General features: G+C 37.0%; 21 protein-coding genes. 6 read left to right on the forward strand and 15 right to left on the reverse strand.

The window, feature by feature from the left end:
* Positions 1-593, reverse strand: a 593-nt coding sequence (locus MM213_RS15105) for a hypothetical protein (protein ID WP_241413603.1), incomplete at its 3' end; no start/stop codon positions are given.
* Positions 593-1,303 carry a hypothetical protein gene (locus tag MM213_RS15110; protein WP_241413604.1) on the reverse strand — a complete coding sequence of 237 codons (711 nt, stop codon included), beginning with the start codon at positions 1,301-1,303 and terminating at the stop codon, positions 593-595. The genes MM213_RS15105 and MM213_RS15110, both read right to left, overlap by 1 nt.
* Before the next feature lie 209 nt (positions 1,304-1,512).
* Between MM213_RS15110 and MM213_RS15115 the strand changes: the two genes are divergently transcribed.
* A complete protein-coding gene (locus MM213_RS15115) occupies positions 1,513-1,692 on the forward strand; it encodes a BF3379 family histone-like protein (RefSeq protein ID WP_241413605.1) in 180 nt (59 codons plus the stop codon).
* Between the two features lie 183 nt (positions 1,693-1,875).
* On the opposite strand, the gene MM213_RS15120 is transcribed toward MM213_RS15115, so the two are convergent.
* From MM213_RS15120 to MM213_RS15150, 7 genes are all read right to left on the reverse strand, one after another.
* The gene (locus tag MM213_RS15120) at positions 1,876-2,412 is read right to left on the reverse strand and encodes a hypothetical protein (RefSeq protein WP_241413607.1); all 537 of its coding nucleotides are present in this window, start codon (positions 2,410-2,412) and stop codon (positions 1,876-1,878) included.
* On the reverse strand, positions 2,403-2,597 hold the full coding sequence (locus MM213_RS15125) for a hypothetical protein (protein WP_241413609.1): 195 nt from the start codon (positions 2,595-2,597) through the stop codon (positions 2,403-2,405). The genes MM213_RS15120 and MM213_RS15125 overlap by 10 nt, the downstream gene beginning before the upstream one ends.
* Positions 2,598-2,694: 97 nt before the next feature.
* Positions 2,695-3,258 (reverse strand): hypothetical protein, encoded by a 564-nt coding sequence (locus MM213_RS15130; RefSeq protein ID WP_241413610.1) that lies wholly within the window; start codon positions 3,256-3,258, stop codon positions 2,695-2,697.
* 315 nt (positions 3,259-3,573) lie between these two features.
* Positions 3,574-4,176, reverse strand: a complete 603-nt coding sequence (locus tag MM213_RS15135; RefSeq protein ID WP_241413611.1) for a hypothetical protein — start codon at positions 4,174-4,176, stop codon at positions 3,574-3,576.
* An 11-nt stretch (positions 4,177-4,187) separates the two neighbouring features.
* Positions 4,188-5,666 (reverse strand): hypothetical protein, encoded by a 1,479-nt coding sequence (locus MM213_RS15140; RefSeq protein ID WP_241413612.1) that lies wholly within the window; start codon positions 5,664-5,666, stop codon positions 4,188-4,190.
* A gap of 574 nt (positions 5,667-6,240) precedes the next feature.
* Positions 6,241-6,813 (reverse strand): pyridoxamine 5'-phosphate oxidase family protein, encoded by a 573-nt coding sequence (locus tag MM213_RS15145; RefSeq protein WP_241413613.1) that lies wholly within the window; start codon positions 6,811-6,813, stop codon positions 6,241-6,243.
* On the reverse strand, positions 6,813-6,995 hold the full coding sequence (locus MM213_RS15150; RefSeq protein WP_241413614.1) for a zinc ribbon domain-containing protein: 183 nt from the start codon (positions 6,993-6,995) through the stop codon (positions 6,813-6,815). The genes MM213_RS15145 and MM213_RS15150 overlap by 1 nt, the downstream gene beginning before the upstream one ends.
* 231 nt (positions 6,996-7,226) lie before the next feature.
* Between MM213_RS15150 and MM213_RS15155 the strand changes: the two genes are divergently transcribed.
* Positions 7,227-8,363 carry an ATP-binding protein gene (locus MM213_RS15155; RefSeq protein ID WP_241413615.1) on the forward strand — a complete coding sequence of 379 codons (1,137 nt, stop codon included), beginning with the start codon at positions 7,227-7,229 and terminating at the stop codon, positions 8,361-8,363.
* A 143-nt stretch (positions 8,364-8,506) separates the two neighbouring features.
* Here MM213_RS15155 and argJ read toward each other — a convergent pair whose 3' ends face one another.
* From argJ to argB, 4 genes are read right to left on the reverse strand one after another with little or no spacing between them, the layout of a single operon-like run.
* Positions 8,507-9,718 (reverse strand): bifunctional glutamate N-acetyltransferase/amino-acid acetyltransferase ArgJ, encoded by a 1,212-nt coding sequence (argJ, locus tag MM213_RS15160; RefSeq protein WP_241413616.1) that lies wholly within the window; start codon positions 9,716-9,718, stop codon positions 8,507-8,509.
* A 9-nt stretch (positions 9,719-9,727) separates the two neighbouring features.
* Positions 9,728-10,771, reverse strand: a complete 1,044-nt coding sequence (gene argC, locus MM213_RS15165) for an N-acetyl-gamma-glutamyl-phosphate reductase (protein ID WP_241413617.1) — start codon at positions 10,769-10,771, stop codon at positions 9,728-9,730.
* A complete protein-coding gene (locus MM213_RS15170; protein ID WP_241413619.1) occupies positions 10,764-11,963 on the reverse strand; it encodes an aspartate aminotransferase family protein in 1,200 nt (399 codons plus the stop codon). The genes argC and MM213_RS15170 overlap by 8 nt, the downstream gene beginning before the upstream one ends.
* Entirely contained in the window at positions 11,964-12,791 is an 828-nt protein-coding gene (gene argB, locus MM213_RS15175) for an acetylglutamate kinase (RefSeq protein ID WP_241413620.1), read from the reverse strand.
* A gap of 275 nt (positions 12,792-13,066) precedes the next feature.
* Between argB and MM213_RS15180 the strand changes: the two genes are divergently transcribed.
* On the forward strand, positions 13,067-13,615 hold the full coding sequence (locus MM213_RS15180; protein ID WP_241413621.1) for a DUF8685 domain-containing protein: 549 nt from the start codon (positions 13,067-13,069) through the stop codon (positions 13,613-13,615).
* Positions 13,616-13,778: 163 nt separating this feature from the next.
* On the opposite strand, the gene MM213_RS15185 is transcribed toward MM213_RS15180, so the two are convergent.
* Complete coding sequence (locus MM213_RS15185; RefSeq protein ID WP_241413624.1) at positions 13,779-14,471, reverse strand: response regulator transcription factor; 693 nt, start codon at positions 14,469-14,471, stop codon at positions 13,779-13,781.
* Complete coding sequence (locus MM213_RS15190; RefSeq protein WP_241413626.1) at positions 14,468-16,174, reverse strand: sensor histidine kinase; 1,707 nt, start codon at positions 16,172-16,174, stop codon at positions 14,468-14,470. Before MM213_RS15190 ends, MM213_RS15185 begins: the two co-directional genes overlap by 4 nt.
* Positions 16,175-16,399: 225 nt before the next feature.
* Between MM213_RS15190 and lysA the strand changes: the two genes are divergently transcribed.
* The 3 genes from lysA to MM213_RS15205 all read left to right on the forward strand — a co-directional run bounded on the left by lysA (position 16,400) and on the right by MM213_RS15205 (position 21,088).
* On the forward strand, positions 16,400-17,632 hold the full coding sequence (lysA, locus tag MM213_RS15195) for a diaminopimelate decarboxylase (RefSeq protein WP_241413628.1): 1,233 nt from the start codon (positions 16,400-16,402) through the stop codon (positions 17,630-17,632).
* A gap of 548 nt (positions 17,633-18,180) precedes the next feature.
* Positions 18,181-20,058 carry a T9SS type B sorting domain-containing protein gene (locus MM213_RS15200; protein ID WP_241413630.1) on the forward strand — a complete coding sequence of 626 codons (1,878 nt, stop codon included), beginning with the start codon at positions 18,181-18,183 and terminating at the stop codon, positions 20,056-20,058.
* A gap of 4 nt (positions 20,059-20,062) precedes the next feature.
* Positions 20,063-21,088: a PorP/SprF family type IX secretion system membrane protein gene (locus MM213_RS15205; RefSeq protein WP_241413632.1), complete on the forward strand. Its 1,026-nt coding sequence runs from the start codon at positions 20,063-20,065 to the stop codon at positions 21,086-21,088.
* The last annotated feature ends 23 nt before the right edge of the window (positions 21,089-21,111 follow it).

Consider the following 21,111-nt stretch of genomic DNA (forward strand, 5'->3'; position numbering starts at 1 on the left):
AATAAACTAATTCCAAGATTATTACTTTCAATAAAATTTAATAAGCCTATTTCATTTTGTGAAAAAATATTTGAGGGATTTACGTAAAGCCCGTATCCAAAATCATGTAAAATCAAATCTCCTTCACTAAAAGGGTCTATCTGGTTAGTTGAAAAATAATTCATAAAATCATTTAGGTTATTAATGCTCAATTGATAAGTTCCTCCAAAAGTGACTACGCCAAAAACGAAATTTTCAATATTGTTAATCAGATTCTCTTGAACCATTGCTCCTAAAGCAAAAATATCAGATAAAGAAAAGATAGAAAGCATATCAGTTCCTAGGTTATGACTATGGATTAATCCATCAATTGGGGAATTGACTGTTAATCCGTCAAGTGAGCCTGAATTTGGAAGACCTTGAACATATTCATATCCAAAAGTCCCATCTTCGTATCTGTTCATTTTGTAGCCAATTTCATAATTAAAATTATTGGCTGCACTTTTCAAATCGCCCATTTTCATTTTGAAGTCATTATCTGCGATAAGTTGTTGTATTTGCTCACAAAAATCTGCAGGATCTTCATAATGAACACATTCCACATCATATCCCATTATTTGTAATAATGCACAATCGGCAGAAGTTGGTTCTGGTCCTTCAATACCATCATCAAAATCTGGGCAAGGAAGATAATCACCCATATCTCCTGGGTCACCTCCTCAATCCCTGCACAAGGATCATTATCCCCATAGGTAGGAGGGCATTGTTTGTAAAGATATGTTGCTGAAATGATGTTATTGGTAGCTTTATCCCGTAGGATATAAAAATAATAGACACATCCATCATCTAAAATCCTAGAACCTATCCCTTCGCTCTGCTCCTGAATAGTTACTCCTCTTCCTGTTAAATCTATTCCCTCTAGCTCATTCATATTGACATCTGACCAAACTATCCTAACGCCTTCTGAAGGGTTTCCTTTGAGGTATTGTTCTATGATGGTTTCATGTCTTTCGGCAAGTTGTCTTAGGGAAAGTGTGCCAGAGATAAGTTCTATTACCCCAGCTCTTGTTAATTCACCTTCTGTATCATATTCAAATACTAATCTACGGATATAATTTTGATCTTCGTATTCTCTGTTTATTCTCCTATGAAAAGGAACAATCAGAAAATCTCTTTCTTTTCTTACTCGCTTAGCCTTTCTCCACACAGGGAAGTAGTCTCCATAATTAATAGTTCTAGCAGAGGCACTTTCAGACTTTCCAAAAGTACTGTTCAGGTCAAAATAGTCCTGAGCCTTTGAAAGAAATTCTCTTTCAGAATGCATCTGAACAGGTAGCTGATCAGCATCCTCTTGACATGCTACGATGAATATCAGAGCACCGATTAGGACTGCCCATAAGGAAGTCCGAGATAAAAATTGGGAGGGGTGAATTTTAGTTTCATATTATTATATTTTAGTTTTTCAATGTTAAAAAATCATTTTAAACTAAAAACCACCCAGTTTAAGGTGTTTTTAGTTTAAGTCTTAACACAATGAACAGATTTGAATCTATCAAAAACATGATTTCCGAAATGGAGGAAGACTTTTCCAAGTTTTATGAAAACGGTAATAAAGCTGCTGGAACTTGCGTGAGAAATAGTATGAATAACCTGAAAAAAACTGCTCAGGAAATCCGCTTAGAAGTAACAGAGTTGAAGAATTCAAAAAAATAACTGTAGTTCTAATAAGGGGTTATAATAGCTTGACTATTGGAAAATTGATATAAAAATAAAACCACCTTCAGGTCATAAACATGAAGGTAGTTTTGTATATATACTATTTATTCAATTTTAAATCATATATTTTTTTGATAAATAGAATCTCTTGTACCTTATTAATTTACCATAATTTTAGATTTATGACATCCATAGATGTTTTGTTAGAAATCTCTCCCATTTTCCATTTTCATTTTTCCTGTAAACAAAGAATCCCCCACCTCCACAATCCATATGGCATACATCTTCCCAATAGATCAAACAATATATATTGTCTCTTGTAAAAGCCGGTGTGGAAATTTTGTAGTATTGGTAATCTATCTGATCTATAAAGTCTACTGCAGGATTTGTTATTTCAATATTTCCCGAAAGTAAAGATTTATCTATGAGAAAAGGTGTCTTGTACTGATCCCGTAAATAGCTCAAATCAACCCCTTTAAATACTTCCGTTATTTTTATTGTCTTTCCATTTCTATCAATCCAGTCACCCTTAAGACTATTCTCCCAAAAACCAACCCATAAAGTGTCCGTCTGTTTTGCTAATAAGACGACTTCGAAATGTATGGCTTTTTCATTTTCTGCGACAACCGAAATCATTTCATGACTTCTTTTTAAATTCCCTTCTTGGTGACAGGCTGTCGCCAACAGGGCCATCCAAATTAGACCAATTAATCGCATGCTTTTGTTCCTTTTGGTGAAACACTATATTGATTGCTTAGCGTATTTTCTACCCAATTTACTTCAATAATTCTATTCTTGTCAACCTGACTTTTCCCGTTTAGAAAAACCTCTGTTTGAGTCAAGCCACCCCAAGCCATATCCTTGAAAAATTGATCTCCCAAGGAATTTACATTATACCCCACACCTATAGCATAGTTTCTCAGTTCGGTAGCGATATCGTTGAGGAATTTTGTTTCAACAAAAGGAGCCTGAGGGCTTCAACTACATTCCTATCAGTTTTCAGGATAACCAAATGCCCACTATCAGAATTCTTTCCCATTTTCCCTTCTCCCTCTTGTAGATCATCAAATCTCCACCCCCACATTCAATTCCGCAGAACTCGGAAACATAGATAAGCGCATATTCCTTATTTTCCGAAAATGCTGGAGCCGACACTGAGAAATAAGGGAAAAAGGATTTTTCAAATTCACTCTTGTTGTCCAATTCTTTTTGACTTACTAGCTGGATATCACTTGTGAAATTCAAATCTATAAAGCTAATACGCCTTTTGAACTGATTAGTGATAAAATCGAATTCATCAGGTTTGAAAATATCTCTGAGTTCTGGAGACTTATACCTTGGGTTACCATGCATTTGATAAGCCACCAGGTGATCTAGCGTACAAATATACTCATCCATAGTCCTACACCAATTGGGATCTGATTCATCAAGCAGATGAATTGGTTTCCCTCTAGATGCAGTTTCCAATACCGCCTCAATCAGATCCATTTCCCAATCCCGCTGTCTGTCCATTCCACAGGAAACAGTCATAACAAGTATAAACACCACAGAAAGTGTTTTCATAATAGTTTAATTATTGCAAGCTTTAATTCCTTGTGGTGCAACATTTCCTTTTGGTTCTCAAGTATTCTCTGCATTTAGCCTATTAATTATTCTAGTTTTATCTGACGCAGATAAACTGTTGAATACGTCCGTTTGAGATAACCCTCCCCATGCCATATCCTTGAAAAACTGATCGCTATCTAGTCCATCTATTGGGAATTTCTGTACCAAGCTAGGTAATGCACCGGCTATATCAGCAATTTGTCAATAGACGGTGCAATCTGCCAGCACACTTTTGTCACAATAGCTTTATGATCGTTATTAGCCCATCTTGGTCTATGTCATTGTTAACATCTTTGATAAAATCCACTTCCATTCTCCATCATCGCATTTTTCAAAAAACAAAAGTGTTGTCCCACCATCGATCATTGGAGCAGAGATGGTAAACCTTTCGCAATATACAAACGCATACTTGTAGCCCTGAAAGAACACGGGTTTTGACAAGCTATACCAATCCGTTCTTCCAATCTCTGGTGTCTGCCCGTCAACTTTAAACTCTTTAAGAAGCATCTGGATATATTCATAGGGGACGACCGATACATTTTCGGGAAAATGCTTCTGGCTAAAACGGAAATCGGCTACGCTTTCCCTGCATAACTTCTCGTAATTTATTTCGTTCAAAAAGTCTGGATTGAAACTTTCAGACTTAAGCAATCCCAATTTGTTGTTTGTTATCAAATCCTCGATAATGCAAGTATCCATACCCGCTCTCTTAACCCAGTCAGTCACGGTTCGATTTGAGACAAGTATTGTTTCAACACTGTATCGCACTTCATCCCTTATCAAGGACTTCATTAGGAGTCTGATCTCCTTCGATTCCCTGTCAGTGCATGAAAGCATTAAGAACAGAGGAAATACCATGAATATAAATCTTTTCATAAAACACAAATTCAATCGCATGCTGTAATACCCATTGGCGATGCACTACTACTCCCATAGGTTTGAGATCCTCCCGTTAATTCAGCTTTTACTCTGGCATTGATTCTATTTTGCTCAGACATTGGTTTTGCTTTAAACAGGTTCGTTTCGTGGAGACCACCCCATGCCATATCCTTGAAGTATTGATCCCCCAGAGCATTTACGTTATATCCCACACCTGCAGCGTAGTTTCTTAGCTCAGTCGCAATATCGTTCAGGAACTTTGTTTCGACATACAGGTTATGATGAACATCATTGGGGTCTGGGCCATATTCGGCTATATAACTGGTAAGTAGGCAGTTAAGATCGCAATTTGACGGGTAGTTCTGTTCAAAAAACAAATATGAATGTAACTTCTCGTGAAGAACAGTCCTAGCAAATGATAGATCAGTGGCATTTTGGTTCACGGATTGGCTGATGGTGATAGTAGCCCATCCGTTGTCCAAATTTTTAGTCGTACAAGCGGTAGCTCCCTGTGGACAATTGCCATACTGAAATTTCACATTGTAGTTAGCTGGTACAGGTTGATTTCCATTGAATTTTTCAAAAATTCTTTTGAATTCCTGCTGAGTTGAGCCTATTAGGTCTCTAATGATATTTTTGTGGCAGTCTGTTAAGTTATCCATGTCGATTTGTTCCTCAAGAACACACTCCAAATCATACCCCATCATTTGCAGAAACTCACAATCTTCAAGGGTTGGGATTTCTCCACCTATGCCACCATCCAGATCAGGACAGAGAAGATAATCACCTTCGTTATCTGGATCCCAAGATAATCTCAAACCACCATTGTCACATGGGATGATGTCTGAGAAGTTTGGTGGTGGACACTCTTTGTAAAGAAAAGTAGCGGAAATGATCATGCCCGTAGCCTGATCAATCAATACATAGAAATAATAAGTACAATTCGCATCTGCTAATCGAGCGGAAGCATTGCTATCTGAGCTAATACCTACTTCATAACCAATTTCTGCCATTGCTTCCAATTTATTCATGTTGATATCGGACCAGATTATGCCGATTCCTTCAGAGGGGTTTCCTATGAGGTATTGATCTATGACGGCTTCATGTCTTTCGGCAAGTTGTCTTAGGGAAAGTGTGCCAGAGATAAGTTCTATGACTCCAGCTCTGAGTAATTCACCTTCTGTACCATACTCGAATACCAATCTACGAATATAATTCTGATCTCCATATTCCCTATTCATCCGCCTGTGATATGGAGCTACAAGAAATGTGGCTTTTTTTTCTACCAATTTTGACTTTTCCCATACAGGAAAGTAATCGCCATAATTGCTGACTCTGCCAGTTTTGCTTTCAGGCTTTCCAAAAGTACTGTTCAGGTCATAATAATCTTTGGCTTTGGCTAGGAGTTCCTTTTGAGAGAGCTTCTGCTGTGGTTGTTTCACTACATCTTCCTCTTGCACACAGCCCGCAAATACGAGTACAAACAACAAAAGTAAGTGACCCTTGACTACAAGCCTACCAAGTTCATAATGGGGGGGGGAGTAAATATTAGTTTCATATTATATATTTTAGTTTTCTAATATTAGTCAAATAATTTCAAAAAAAAACACCTACTAGGAGGTGTTTTCTGGGGTTGATCTTGCTAGATCTAGTGAATTGTTGGAAAAGGTGAAACTTAATATATATTAGATCAACAATAGTAGTCAAGAACTTATTTGTATTTTATCTGTATCAACTATCCTTGTAAAAGAATATAAAACTCCTCAATCAATTCTGATTAATGGGTTTTTGAATATAGGTTTTAGCCTTCTACTCATTTTAGTCCCCAAGTAGATGGGATTGTTGTGGTAGGGTATTTTTCAAGTTTAGTTGTCTTTTTATCTAGTCGACTTTGATATTTCACCTTCTCCTAAACTAAATGAGCACTCGAAGAGGTCAGTGGCTTCTTACGAAATCCTTTTGGATTCTATAACTGAGGGCTTAATCCTATTGTTTTTAGAGGGTTTGATTTTTTTGTTTTTAGTCGATAATGTATTTTGTATATATTTTCTAGACAAATTTTTACGGAGCTATCCAATTCATGTCCCACTCTCCTTCTGATTTGGAAAATTCTACACGTAGGTGCTCCTGTGCATTGAGTTGCAGGGCATCTATGTAGTATGGGGAGATCTTGATGACGGTAAAATTTTCGTCATCCATTGTTTCTGGCCATTGATGGGCGGCTTCTGGATTTGCTATTCTGCTTCCAGGTGCAATTTGGGGGTTGTACGCTTTTTTTGCCTCACCTTGGACTTTTGACCACATCTTACTGCTCAATTCATCTTTTCTGTGAATTGTCGCCAATCCTTTGATCCTAACCTGAACTCGTTTTGAAGGGTGGTACATTAGCAATGCAACTTTTGGATTTGTGTCAGCATGCAACACTTTTCTAGTCCTAGCATCACTGAATATATAAAAATTCAGATCATCATCTATTTCTCTCAATACCACACATCTCAAATCTAGGTCTTCGTCGGTCTGAGTCGCTAATGAAACATATCTAAAGGGATGCTTGCTATCCAAAACACCTCTGTGCAATTCATGCCTGACGGTATGAAATATTTCTGAAAGGGATTCTTGGTCGTGAAATAACATTATTGTTCTATTGAATTGGCTTCAAAATAAACTAGTTCACCTTCTTCTACCACAAAATCCACATTTATTGGGTTGCAACAAACCTCACAATCTTCAATATATTGTTGCTTTGTAACAGATTGATCCAGCAACATGGATATCTCTGCTGCGCAATATGGGCAAAAGAAAAAGTGTTCGATCATGTATATTTAACTTTATATCCTTTTAAAAGTTTGAGTTTGAAGAAAATTTTGTAATCGCATGTTTATACTCCTAAAGATATAATTGACTCAATTAATCTAAATACAGTCATTTAACTGACTCAATTAATATAAATACAGTCATTATATTGACGTAATTAATCTAAATTCAGTCAATATGCTTGCTAAATTTTCAAAATTGAACTTACTTTGTGTTGATAAACAGCCTATTGAATGAATTATCCGAGAGCGATATTGTCATTGTTTCAAAAAAAGCTTCGACCCAATAAGGTCGTATTACTAATAGGTCCAAGAAGGGTGGGAAAGACTGTGTTTATCAAAAGCTTTTTGGATTCTCTACCAAAAGAAAAATGTCTTGTCCTGAACGGGGATGATGTCTTGGATGTGGCATTGTTGAAAGAAAGGTCTGTACCCAATTACCAGCGGCTTTTGGATGGAAAAGAATATTTGATAATTGACGAAGCACAGCACATTCCTGATATTGGAATGATCTTAAAGTTGATTGTCGATGCCTTTGATGGAATCAAAGTGGTAGCTTCTGGATCTTCTGCTTTTGATCTCTATCATCAAGTTGGAGAACCATTGGTTGGCAGGAAAAGTACACTTTACCTTTACCCTTTGGCACAAATGGAAATCGGAAAGCAGGAAGATTTTCGCTCAACAGTAGCCAAAAGGGAAGAAAGATTGATATTTGGGTCTTATCCGGAAATAGAGCAATATCCTGACTGGAAAGATAAAATAGCATATCTCAATGAAGTCATGAATGATTATTTGCTGAAGGATATTTTAATCTATGACGGTTTGAGGAATTCTGATAAGCTTTTTTCATTGTTGAAGTTGATAGCTTTCCAAGTAGGTAAGGAAGTTTCTCTGGATGAGATTGGGCGACAATTGGGAATGTCAAAGAATACGGTAGAGCGCTACTTGGATCTTTTGTCAAAGGTTTTTGTAGTGTATAAAGTAGGCGGTTTCAGCAAAAATCTTCGCAAGGAAGTTTCCAAAAGCAGTAGGTGGTATTTTTACGATAACGGAATCAGAAATGCAATCATCCAAAACTTCCATAAATTGGATATGAGGATGGATGTAGGTGAGTTGTGGGAAAACTATTTGGCTTCTGAAAGGCTCAAATACCAAAGCTATCATCAGCTTCACTACAACAATTACTTTTGGAGAACTTATGATCAGCAAGAGCTTGATTGGGTAGAAGAAGACGGTGATCTGCTTCGTGGTTTTGAGTTTAAGTATAAGCTAAGCAAAAAAGTAAAACCGCCAGCAGCATGGGCCAAAGCGTATCCAAATGCGGATTTTCAGGTGATCCATCAGGATAATTACCTTGATTGGATAGTCTAGTGCTTTTTAAAGCGTTAAAACGTTAAACGTGAAGCACGCTTAACGTTTTAACGCTTAATATTGAACATTCCGTCCAGATACTTGCTGAGAATCCAGACATAACTTATATGTAAATTCTAGATTGACATAGTACCAGTGTTTGATCAAGTCGTATATACAGAATTGAAAAGGACATAGTCTGTAGTGAGGTCAGAACCCCAGCCCATGCCTTCTTCTCTTCCATTGTTGACTTCTAGATGGATTCTGATCTGAGATTCCCTTAGTAGCTTTTTTATGTAGTTTTTATCTATAGGAAGGGGCTGTCCTTTTTCCAAAACTTGGATCAAATGCTCTGAATCGCCGATAAACAGATTTACTTTTTTGTAATTGAAATTTATTCCTGCATTGCCGCAAGCAGCGATAATCCTTCCCCAGTTAGGGTCTCTTCCGAACATGGCTGTTTTCACCAAGGTAGAATCGGAAATTGCTCTTACTAGTTTTCTGGCTGTCTCTTCTGTTCTGGCTTTGGTCACTTTATACTCGATGAATTTTGAAGCACCTTCACCATCTGAGACGATCAATTTGGCTAGATGCGTCATCAATTCCAGTAATTTTTCCCGAAAAATAACATAGCCAGGATCGGTTTCTGTAGAGATTATCTTGTTTTCTGCCATGCCATTTGCCATGATTGCTACCATGTCATTTGTGGAGGTATCACCATCGACAGTGATCATATTGAAGGTTCTATCTACACAATATCGCAAAGCTTGATCTAGGAGATTTTTTTCAATTTTAAGATCAGTTACTATGAAATTCAACATGGTAGCCATATTTGGATGGATCATGCCAGAGCCTTTGGCTACTCCTCCCATATTGATTTCTTTTCCGTCATGCTCAAACTCAACAAAACCCTCTTTTGCAAAAGTGTCTGTAGTAAGGATTGCATTTGCTACAAATGAACCTGCTTTGGGTTCATCACTGAGCTTGTGGATATTATTCCTGATTCCTTCCACCACATCTTCGGTCGGGAATGGTTCTCCGATCAATCCTGTGGAGGCAATGATCACATCATCCTCTGGTATATTTAGTAGTTCTGCAGTGACTTTCATCATAGCTTCAGCTCCCAATCGGCCTTGTTCTCCAGTACATGCATTGGCATTTCCTGCATTACATACGATTACTTGAGCTTGTTTATTGATCAGGTTTTTTTCACTGATCTCTACCGGTTCTGCTCTCACTTTATTTTGGGTAAATACCGCAGCCGCCGCAGCAGGAACCTCAGAATAAATAATTGCCAAATCTCTTCGCATGGATTTCACACCAGTGTGTGCACCCCAGCATTTGATTCCTCTTACATTTGTAATATTCTTAATCATAACTTTTTATTAAGGTCTTAGTGGTATTTGTTCCAAACCTGTTTTTTCTTCGAATCCTAGCATGAGATTCATATTGTGCACAGCTTGACTTGCAGCACCTTTCAGTAAATTGTCTATTGCCGAAACGACTATCACCCTCTGCGTACGTTCATCCCAAAATGGGAAAATATCACAATAGTGGCTTCCTCGGACATCTTTGATTCCAGGTGCCATTTTGCGCAAGCGTACAAAAGGCTTTTCTTTATAGCAATCTTGATAGATTTTGGTGATGCTTTCTTGATCAAGTTTTTTGTTGGTCTTAGCATAAGCTGTCACCAAAATCCCTCTATCTACTGGCAATAAATGGGGAGTGAACTGGACTTGGATGTTTTGTTTGCCGAGGATGGAAAATTGCTCCTCGATTTCCACAGTATGTCTATGTACTCCAAGCCCGTAAGCTTTGAAGTTTTCATTTACATTGGAGAAATGTGTGGTATCGCTTGCTTTCACACCAGCTCCAGTCAAGCCTGACTTGGCATCAATGATCACAGAATCTTCCACGATCAGTCCGCTTTGAAAAAGAGGGGCAAGACTCAAGATAGAAGCTGTTGGGTAGCAGCCAGGGTTGGCGACTAGCGTGCTATTTTTGATCTGATCTGCAAACAGCTCCGGTTGTCCATAGACTGCATTTTCAAAACCCTTTGTAAATACATGGTCTTTCTGATACCAAGATTTGTACACTGCAGGAGTGGAAAGTCTGAAATCACCAGATAAATCAATGATTTTGCAATTTTTATGTTCCCATTTTTTCACAAAATCCATTGAAACACCATGTGGGAGCGCTAAAAATAGCACATCCACTTCTGAATTTTCTATAACATCAGCACTCTCCAATTGCTGATCCAAAATACCAAGAAACTGCGGGTGCAGGTCAGAAAACAACTTTCCTTTATGGGTTTCTGAAGTGATATGCTTGATCGTAATCTCAGGGTGCTGACAGAGTAATCGGGCCAATTCAGATCCGGTAAATCCTGTTGCTCCAATTATTCCAATTCTATATTTCTTATTATGCATTTGTCATTTCTTTTTTGATAATGAATACCTTTTCCAAAGCAAGGAGGAAAGATTCTAGTTCTTCTTGGCTAATATTCAATGCAGGAACCAAGCGCAGAACATTTACAGCTGTCGCATTGGCTACAAAACCTTCTTTGAGCAGAAGCTGCATGAATGGGAGAGCGGGTTCATTTAGTTCTATCCCTATCATAAGGCCCATTCCACGGACTTCATTGATAGTATTATATTTTTCCTTCAGATGCTTAAGTTTGTCCATAAGCCATTCGCCTTTCTCTTTTGCAGCTTTGGTAAGGTTTTCTTCTACAATAACTTTTAGTGTAGCCATAGAAGCGGATGCGGCCAAAGGATTGCCTCCAAAAGTAGTTCCATGATCACCGAATTGAATAGCTCCGGCGATTTTCTCATTGCAAAGGAAAGCTCCAATAGGCATTCCGCCTCCAAGCCCTTTGGCAGAAGTCAGAATGTCAGGCTGTACTTCGTAATGATCTTTGGCAAACCAATTGCCAGTTCTTCCGATTCCAGATTGGATCTCGTCAAATATCAAAGCGATGTTGTGTTCGTCACAAATCTTCCTCAAGCCTTCCAAATAGGTCTTGTCAGCAAGTCTAATCCCTCCTTCACCTTGTATTGGTTCGACGATGATTCCCGCAACTTCATCAGAAATCTCTGCTTTGATTGCATCCAGATCATTGAAGAGTACTTGTGAGAAGCCATGTGGAATAGGGCCGAAACCTTCTTGGTATTTCGGTTGCCCTGTAGCGATTGTGGCGAGTGTTCTGCCATGAAAGGAGTTTTTCATAGAGATGATTTTTCCTCCTCTTCCTATGCTGTGGGCATATCTTCTTGCGATCTTTATTGCTCCTTCTACAGATTCTGCCCCACTATTGGTAAAAAACACCCTGTCTAAGCCGGATATTTTGACAAGCAACTCCGACAAGGCCACTTGAATTGGGCTGACGAAAAAATTACTGATGTGCATTAATTCCGCTGCTTGATCCTGAATTGCTTTTACAACTTTCGGATGACAGTGTCCAACATTTGTCACAGCGATTCCTGCAAGCATATCGATATACTCTTTGTTTTCAATGTCCCATAACCTGCTTCCCTTTCCCCTCACAAAAGTGATAGGGATTCTGTTGAAAGTTGGTAGATAGTATTGTTTGTCAATAAGATGTAAGTCTTTATTTTCCATTTATTTATGTGAAATAGTTGTTCCTGGTTTAAGTTTGTTTTCGAAAAAATCCAATAGTTGCTTGGGTTTGGTGCCATTGAGAATCAAGGCATTTTTTACCCCTTTTTTCAAGGCGAGTTCACAAGATTGGATTTTTGGAATCATGCCGCCTTTGATAATTGATCCATAATACTTAGGAAGGTCTTCCAAAGAAATATTTGAAATCAAAGATGCAGGGTCGGAATAATTTCCATATAGGCCATCCACATCCGTCAGGGAGACATAGTAATCAACATTAAGGGCTGCGCCGATTTCTCCGGCAAAATCATCTGCGTTGATATTATACACTAAACCCTCTTCGTCTGCACCGAGACAAGCGATGACTGGAGTGAAATTTTGATTTAAAAGTGTATTGATTAGTGAGGTATCAACTGACTTAACTTGTCCGACCCTACCGAGATCAATTTCGTCGATCATTCCGTTTTCGGTAGTTTTTTGGAGTTTTTTCTTTTCTACCCGCACCATTTCACAATCAAGACCAGATAGGCCTACTGCTGAAAGTTGGTGCTGTGAAAAAAGGTGAGTTAAGTCTGAATTGACTTCCCCAATAAGAGTTTTTTGGATTTCTTCAAGAGCCTCAGGACTAGTTTGGCGTTGACCTTCAATAAACTCGGAGGCTATCTGTGCCTTTTCCAGTGCATTGTTTATAAATGGTCCACCTCCATGGACTAAGGTGATTTGGTGTCCGGCCTTTTTGAGAAGGAAAAGTGCTTGAGCAATTTGTTGTTTGAGTTCCTGATTGATCATGGCATTCCCACCATATTTGATGAGAAGCTTTAGAGAGTGCATGTTTTTGTGGTTTGATGAGAAGATTGATAATGAATAAAATGAATTTATATTTTTCAAAATTTAATTTTATAAAATCATATTTTTTCACTTTTCTATCTAAAATAACAAATATCATTCCATTGGGGGGAAATTTTGTTCTAAATTGTCCTTAGGTGAAAAATCCCTTAGATAGATGAAACCTTGCCTTAGAATAAGTATAGTTTGACTTGTATTTATAATTGGGTTTGCTAATTTGGCAGTATGAATTAGATGATTGTTTATTTAAACTTAAAATTATGTCATTATTGGATTTGGGTATAGGAAGTCAAATCAGACATCCAAAGTTTGGGAAAGGAGTAGTCGTAGAATCTGACGCTTCTTTTTATAAAATATATTTCAATTTTATAGCGGAGGTCAAGACAATTGCTCGGGACTACTCAGGGTTTGAATTGGTAGAGAAAAAAGAAGCTGAATATCAGCCGATTTCCATTACAGACATTGAAAAAGCTGTGGAAAATGTAGTCAAGAGAAATCAGCCAAAAGAGGATCTTCCGAAATTGGAAATGGCTCAAAAATGGATCAAGGGGAATTTGGTCATGCATCCCTTTAATGAAGACTTGAGTACAAAGGAGGTTCCTATTTCAACATTTTTTCACAAAATCGTGATGGTAAGAGAGCGCCTTCGTGTTTTGGAACAAAATATCAATAATCACCCCAAGCTTGATGATGAGGAGCGGATTCATCTCCAACAGTATATTACTAGAGCTTATGGTTCATTGACGACATTCAATGTTCTTTTTGCTGACAAAAAAGACCATTTTAAAGGCGCTGGTAAGGAAGATTAACCCTTGTTGTCTATATGATAGTAAAAAAGCTGCCCTTCTAAGACTCCTTATCTTCGAAGGGCAGCATTAGGTATTCTCGACTTTTCTAAATAGAAAAAAAATCTTGAAAGAAATATAAAAGGTTCGCAGTTTTTCCTTTTACTGTTTCGGTTCAAAATGGAGATCATTCAGTCACCACCATTTTGAAACCTTCGCCATGGATGGTGATGATCTGTACTTTTGGATCTTCTTTCAGTATTTTCCTAATTTTGCTCAAATAGACATCCATACTTCGAGCATTAAAGTAGCTGTCATCACCCCATATTTGTTTGAGGGCGTGGCTTCTGTTGACTAGCTTGTTCATTTCTGCAGCAAGTAATCTGATCAATTCATTTTCTTTAGAGGTCAGTTTGTGTTTACCTGAAGGGCCTTCTATTTGTTGCTCATCGTAGTGCAGTGTGAAGTCTCCGAATGTTAGCGTCTTTAAATTATTTGTTTCCTCACTTTTTAGCGTTCTTTTGAGGATTGCTGAGATTCTTAGCAAAAGTTCCTCCATGCTAAACGGCTTTGTGATATAGTCATCAGCACCGATTTTGAGACCTTCTATTACATCCTCTTTGAGGTTTTTTGCGGATAGATAGATGATCGGAAGATCTTCTTGTACTTTCTTAATTTCCTTTCCAAGAGTAAACCCATCTTTTTTTGGCATCATTATATCCAAGATGCAGAGGTTGAATTTGTCTTTTTTGAACTTAGACCATCCTTCGTCTCCGTCTCTGCATAAAGTGGTGTCATATCCTTTCATGGTAAGGTATTCATTGAGGATATCACCCAAATTTGGGTCATCTTCTACGATCAAAAGTTTAGGCTTGCTCATTGTTTCTTTGGTAATTTTAAGGTGAAAGTACTTCCTTTTCCTGACTCGCTATTTACTTGAATTTCTCCATGATGTGCTTCTAGCATTGTTTTGACATAAGATAGTCCTAAGCCAAAACCTTTCACATCGTGTAGGTTTCCTGTGGGTACTCTATAGAATTTGTCGAATATTTTTTTTACAGCATCCTTTGACATACCAATCCCATTGTCTTGAATGGATATGTATATTGATTCTGCTTTGTCCCAAGTTTTGATGATAATTTTAGGGTTTTCTTTTGCGTATTTATTGGCATTATCCAATAGGTTGTTGATCATGTGGGAAATATGAAAGTGATCCCCATCTAAATATGGTTCTTCCAACTCATTAATTAATTTAATTTCACCACCTTTATTTTCAATTTGAAGCTCAAATTGTTTTTTCGCTGACTGTAAAAGTTCAGTAATATTGATTTGTTCTATTTTAAGTTTGAAGTCTTTTTTGTCCAAAGCGGCTGATTGGAGCACTTTTTCCACCTGTGCTCCGAGTCTTTTGTTTTCATCTTTGATGATACTAAGGTACCTATTTCTGAATGTATCCCTATTGGCAAGTTCTGGGTCTTGGAGTGCTTCTATAGCCAAGCTAACTGTGGCAATAGGGGTTTTGAACTCATGTGTCATATTATTGATGAAATCATTCTTGATTTCTGACAGGTTTTTTTGCTTGATTATAACTCTGATGGCATAAATAAAGCAGAAAATGATGATCCCGATAAATAACAAAGAACTTAATACAGGAAGCCAAATTTGTTGTAAAACATATATTTTTTTGTTGGGGAAATTAATGAAAAGGTAATTTTCTCTACCTACAATATCGCTTGGAAATAACCTGGCTTGCTGACCATCTTTGATTAATTTAAATACATCATTAATAGGTGTAATTGGGATTATCATTCCTTGATCATTTCGTATAGCCAAATCAAAAGACTGTTCAATTCCCCTTTCTTTAAGTATAGAGGTCAAAAAAACTCTAACTTGACTTGTGTCCATTCTGCTGAATACATCTTTCTGTCCCTCCAGAAGTTCTTCCATCGCCCTGTTCATTGCCTCAATTTTTTCGTTGGCTCTTCTGATTTTCTCAAAAAAATCTTTTGGGATTTCATATTCCCTTTCGGTTTCTATTCTGGCAGGTCTTCGTCCTCTATAAGTAATCTCAATTTGATTTAAATAGGCATATTGTCTTTCGCGTTCTTGTAGTAATACCTGCATTTCATCCGGTGTTAGAATTGTGGATGCAGTTTCGGCAGTTAGATTATTTAGAAAATTATCTAAATCTGCCAAAATATCAATACTGAATCCTGTAGCTTCTATGATCCTTTTGAACCTCGGGCTGAATTGAGGGATAGGCTGCTGCATTACCGTGTCTGCCAATGAGGGCCTTCTCCGCATGATAGGTTTTTGGAGAACTTGTATTTCTATAGGGTCAATCTTTTCAAATAAAGATTGTTGCAATAAAGTGTCTTTTGCAAGATGTCTCAAAAAGATGTCGCTTGTTTCTCCTTTGTCTATTTGTTCTATAGTTGCATTTAAGGATTGATAAACATTTTGTTCAAATCTTTCTTCATTGATTCGAAGAGCATTACTTACCCAATAGAATTGAAACCCGATCAAGCCAAAGCTTGCGAGTGACATGAGTATAATGATCAACTTCATTTTTGACTTGGACATGTTGCAAATTTAAAGTTAATAATGAAGTCTGAGGAAAGCTTAACATCTTTTAACAGCGAATTATTTGTGAAAAAAGCTTAATTCAAAAAAACCTTTACTATTTTTGATCGTTGTTTAATTGTTTCTTAAATAAAGCGAAAGCTTTTAATATACCAGAAAGGGAAGGCTCAAGCCTTCCTTTTTTATTGTTTATCAATTCTTATCTTTGCGACTCAAATAATCGTTATGGAACTTATCAATCAAACCTATCAAATCCAAGGTCTTGAAGTGACCGAATTGGCTAGCAAATATCAAACCCCAGTTTATGTATATGATGGGGAAAAGATTTTGAGCCAGGTCAAACTTTTGCAAGAAGCTTTTTCAAGTGTAAACCTTAAGATAAAGTATGCTACCAAAGCTCTTTCCAATATAAATATCCTGAAGCTCTTGAAGAAGGCAGGGTCTGGAATCGATGCAGTATCCATAGAAGAAGTTAAGCTTGGGATGTACGCTGGTTTTGAACCGAGCGACATAATGTACACGCCAAACTGTGTCTCTTTCGAAGAGATTCAAGAAGCTGTAAGCTTAGGGGTCATGATAAATATTGATAATATCCCAATGCTGGAACATTTTGGTAATTCATATGGAAATACTGTTCCTATTTGTATCAGATTAAACCCGCATATCATGGCGGGAGGAAATGCTAAAATATCGGTTGGGCATATTGATAGCAAATTTGGTATTTCTATATTACAACTAAAAAACATACTAAGTGTAGTAGAGCAATATAACCTAAATGTAATAGGTCTGCATGTCCATACTGGTTCGGATATTTTGGAAGCTGAAGTATTCTTAAAGGGGGCAAAAATACTCTTTGATGCCGCAAGGGAGTTTAATGATTTGAAATTCTTGGATTTTGGAGGAGGATTCAAGGTGGCTTACAAAGAAGGGGATATCGCTACTGATATCATGGACATCGGAAAAAAAGTGTCGGCAGCTTTTGTCGAATTCTGTAAAGTATATGGACGTGATTTGGAGCTTTGGTTTGAACCCGGGAAGTTTCTAGTAAGTGAAAGTGGGTATCTTTTGGTTAAAGCCAATGTGATCAAATCAACACCCGTTTCTACATTTGTGGGGGTTGATTCTGGATTGAATCACCTGATTCGCCCAATGATGTATGATGCTTACCATGGTGTAGTAAATGTTTCTAATACAACAGGAGATCAGCATATTTATAGTGTAGTTGGGTATATATGTGAGACTGATACGATCGCTACTGACCGAAAAATGAACGATGTCAAAGAAGGGGATACCATAGCTATCAAAAATGCTGGTGCTTATGGGTTTAGTATGTCATCCAATTACAATTCTAGATTAAGACCACCTGAAGTTTTGATTTTGGGCGGAAAGGATTATTTGATTAGAGAAAGGGAAACTTTCGATGATATATTAAAGAATCAAGTAGATATTGGGATTTGATATAAGTATCTTATCATCAGTAAAGTTGTAAATTTAATTTAGATTTTACCTTTTGAACCAAATGTTATAATTAGTATATTTGTGTGGGGTGAATATCCTAAATTTATAATCCCTAGTAGTAGTAATTAATTTGTAAAGACCCGATAATTTTATCGGGTTTTTTTGATTCAATCAGGTTCTGTTTTGATATCTTTTTATTAACTCTTTTTTTCAAAGCTGTAGTTAGTTTACAAATAACTTTTATTCCAGATAGTATTTTGACACATTAAAAAAGCAACTCTTCACTATATTTTTGGACATTGTATTAAAATAAGAAAAATAGTATTTTTTTTAGATTAAATTCTTATTTATAATAATGTATAAAATTTTGGAAATACATAAAATATTCTTTTTATTATCTGAATAGAATGAATTGAGGGAATATCATTTTGATAAATTTGAAAAGCATAAAATATTGTTTTAAATTTTGTAAAACAAAAAGATGTGTTTAAAGTGCAAATTTCCAGATTCTAACTCATCTCAATTTCATTTCTCAAAATTATTTATTGATGAAGGTTTTAAAAAGGAAATTTGGAAAATGTCTCTTGACTTGTACCATAATTTGGTTTCTGGTCGGGTATTCCTATGCTTTGCCTTCGATTGATGTTTTTACACATTATTCTGAGGGGGTTTTTCAACAAACGCAATCTCAACATTCACAATCAGCATCTTTTGGTAAGATTGAAGTAGATGTGTCTGGTAAGCTTGCCTTATGTAGCCATGAAGATAAAGGTGAAATAATTTTGGATGTGAAAGGTGGTGTTGCTCCATATACATTTCTTTGGAACAATAATGCTACCGACCAAAATAGGTACAATTTGTTTGCTGGAACATACACTGTATTCATCAAAGACAGCCGAGGTACAGAACATGTAGAAAGAATAGTCATTCAACCACCTTTTCCACTTATAGTAGAGCTAGATGAAATAAAGCATGGATCATGTGCCAATAACAATCTAGGTTCGGCTAAGATCAAGGTGAAAATAGGGCGAGGAGATCCATATAGAGTTGAGTGGAGTCATGGTTTGATGGATAGTATGGAGGCAAAAGATCTACCAGGTGGCGAATATAGTGTTACAGTTTATGATCTATTTAACTGTAGTAAGACTATTTACTTTTCAATTGTTTCTGAAGGTGCTAGTATTCAAGCAGTCGAAAATATAACGCATGTTGGTTGTGGGGGAGAATCAAATGGTAGTATTCAGCTAAATATCTCGGGGGGAGTTGAGCCTTATACTTATAGATGGTCGAATGGTCAGACTACCAAAGATATCTCAAACCTTGCAAAAGGAGAATATAGTGTCCAAATACATGACTCAAAAGGCTGTACAATTACTAAAAATTACTCCGTTAATCAGAGTGCAGCTCCAATACCTTTGAGTTTAGACTTGTTGGAAGTCAGTCATGTGAGTTGCTCAGGATTGAGTGAAGGAAGTGTTGAGTTTGAAATAAATGGTGGATTAGCGCCATTCGATATCTCCTGGTCTGATGGAACCAAAGGTTTATTAAAAAGAAGCGGTTTGTCTGCTGGTGTTTACAACTTGGTTGTTAGAGATTCTTTTGGTTGTATGATATCCCAAGAGGTCGTTGTTAGGGAGTTTGATGCTCTTAATGTTCAAATTGATAATACATTAGAAGTTGATTGTGATTCTGGAGATAAAAAGGGTGTCGCATGGGTAAATATTTCAGGAGGAAATCCTCCATACAAAATCAAATGGAATACAGGAGAAGATTCTAGAGAAATCAATTTTTTCTCAAATACACTTTTAAGTGCTGAAATTATAGATGCAAATGGTTGTAAAGTATTCAGTGAGTTGAAAGTAAGTTTCCCCGACAACAAGGACAATGCGAAATTAGATTTTGACTTTAGAAAACTTAAGATCAGTTCTGATTTAGATGTTTTCACAAATGAGCCTATACAATTTGAAGCTTTTATTCCAGATCAATATGTCAGTTGGAAGTGGGACTTTGGTGATGGCGTTACAAGTCTAGAAAAAGATCCCATACATTTATTTGCAACGGGAGGTGAATTTGAAGTTCAACTTGTGGGGTATGATATATTTGGTTGCTCGTCTATTGAAAGAAATATTATCTATGTAAAGGAAATTATTGAAGTTCTGGTTTTGCCAAATGCTTTCACACCCAATGGAGATGGCTTGAATGATAGATTTGTCCCCATTATGAAAGGGATTTCTAATTTTGAAATGAATATTTTCAATCATTGGGGAGAACATGTCTATAAAGAATCAGGACTCGACCTTCAAGGCTGGGATGGCTTTTACAAGGGTAAATTGTTGCCTAAAGGTAACTACATATACAAAATAACTTATACTACAACAGAAGGTGTTGTAGTCGACAAAACAGGTGGTGTCACCCTTATTAGGTAGTTATATGAAATGCATCTGGATCATTATCGCCTTTTTATTTGTAATACACGCTGCAGAAGCTCAGGATATTCAGTTTTCGCAATTTTATGCAGCTCCAATTTATTTGAACCCTGCATTTGCAGGAGCATCTGAAATGACGAGAGTTGGTATCAACTACAGAAATCAATGGCCCGGAATGGGACAGACCCTCAATTCATATTCAGCATACATAGACCATTATCTTTTTAATTTAAATAGTGGAATTGGCCTAATAGTCAATGGTACACAAGAATCTATGGCTAATCTCAGCACAATGGAAGTTGGCGCAGCTTATTCCTACAGATTGCAATTGGGTTTCAATAGCTTCGTAAGATTTGGGGGCCAAGCTAGCTTTGTGTCTAGAGATGCGAATTTTGATAACTTGGTTTTCGGTAGTCAAATTGACAGTGATGGAACAATAGGGGATTTTAGTGGTGAGAGCCTTGATTTTGACTCTAAACACAGATTTCTTGATTATAACTTCGGGATTCTGTATCACAATGAAGTCGCTTGGTTAGGGGTTTCTGCCCACCATATTACTCAGCCTAGTTTGTCTTTTGTCCAAAATGAGTTTAGCAAACTTCCTATGAAGCTCTCCGCTCATGGAGGATTGAAATTTGATTTGTCTGGTGGAACATCCCAAAATTTTTACAATAATTCAGAAGGCGTCAGAGAATTAGTTTTAGCGTTTAATTATAAAAGGCAAGATCTATTTAATCAATTGGATTTGGGAGCCCAAATTCATTTGCAGCCTATAGTTTTTGGTTTGTGGTATAGAGGATTACCTACTACAGGCGATGCTTTACCAAACAGTGAGTCAATAATAGGACTTTTTGGTATCTCTCTAAATTCAGGCTTGGATATTGGATACAGTTATGACTTTACACTTTCTCAACTTGGACAAGCCAATACTGGTGGGGCACATGAGATATCTATGAGATTTTCCTTTTTGGCTGGAGACTCTGCTCAAAAGGGCCGAAGAGCGAGTAGTATGCCTTGTTTCAAATATTGATATAGATGATTACTCGTTTTGAC

Source organism: Belliella alkalica (assembly GCF_022549785.1).
GTDB classification, from domain to species: Bacteria; Bacteroidota; Bacteroidia; order Cytophagales; family Cyclobacteriaceae; genus Belliella; species Belliella alkalica.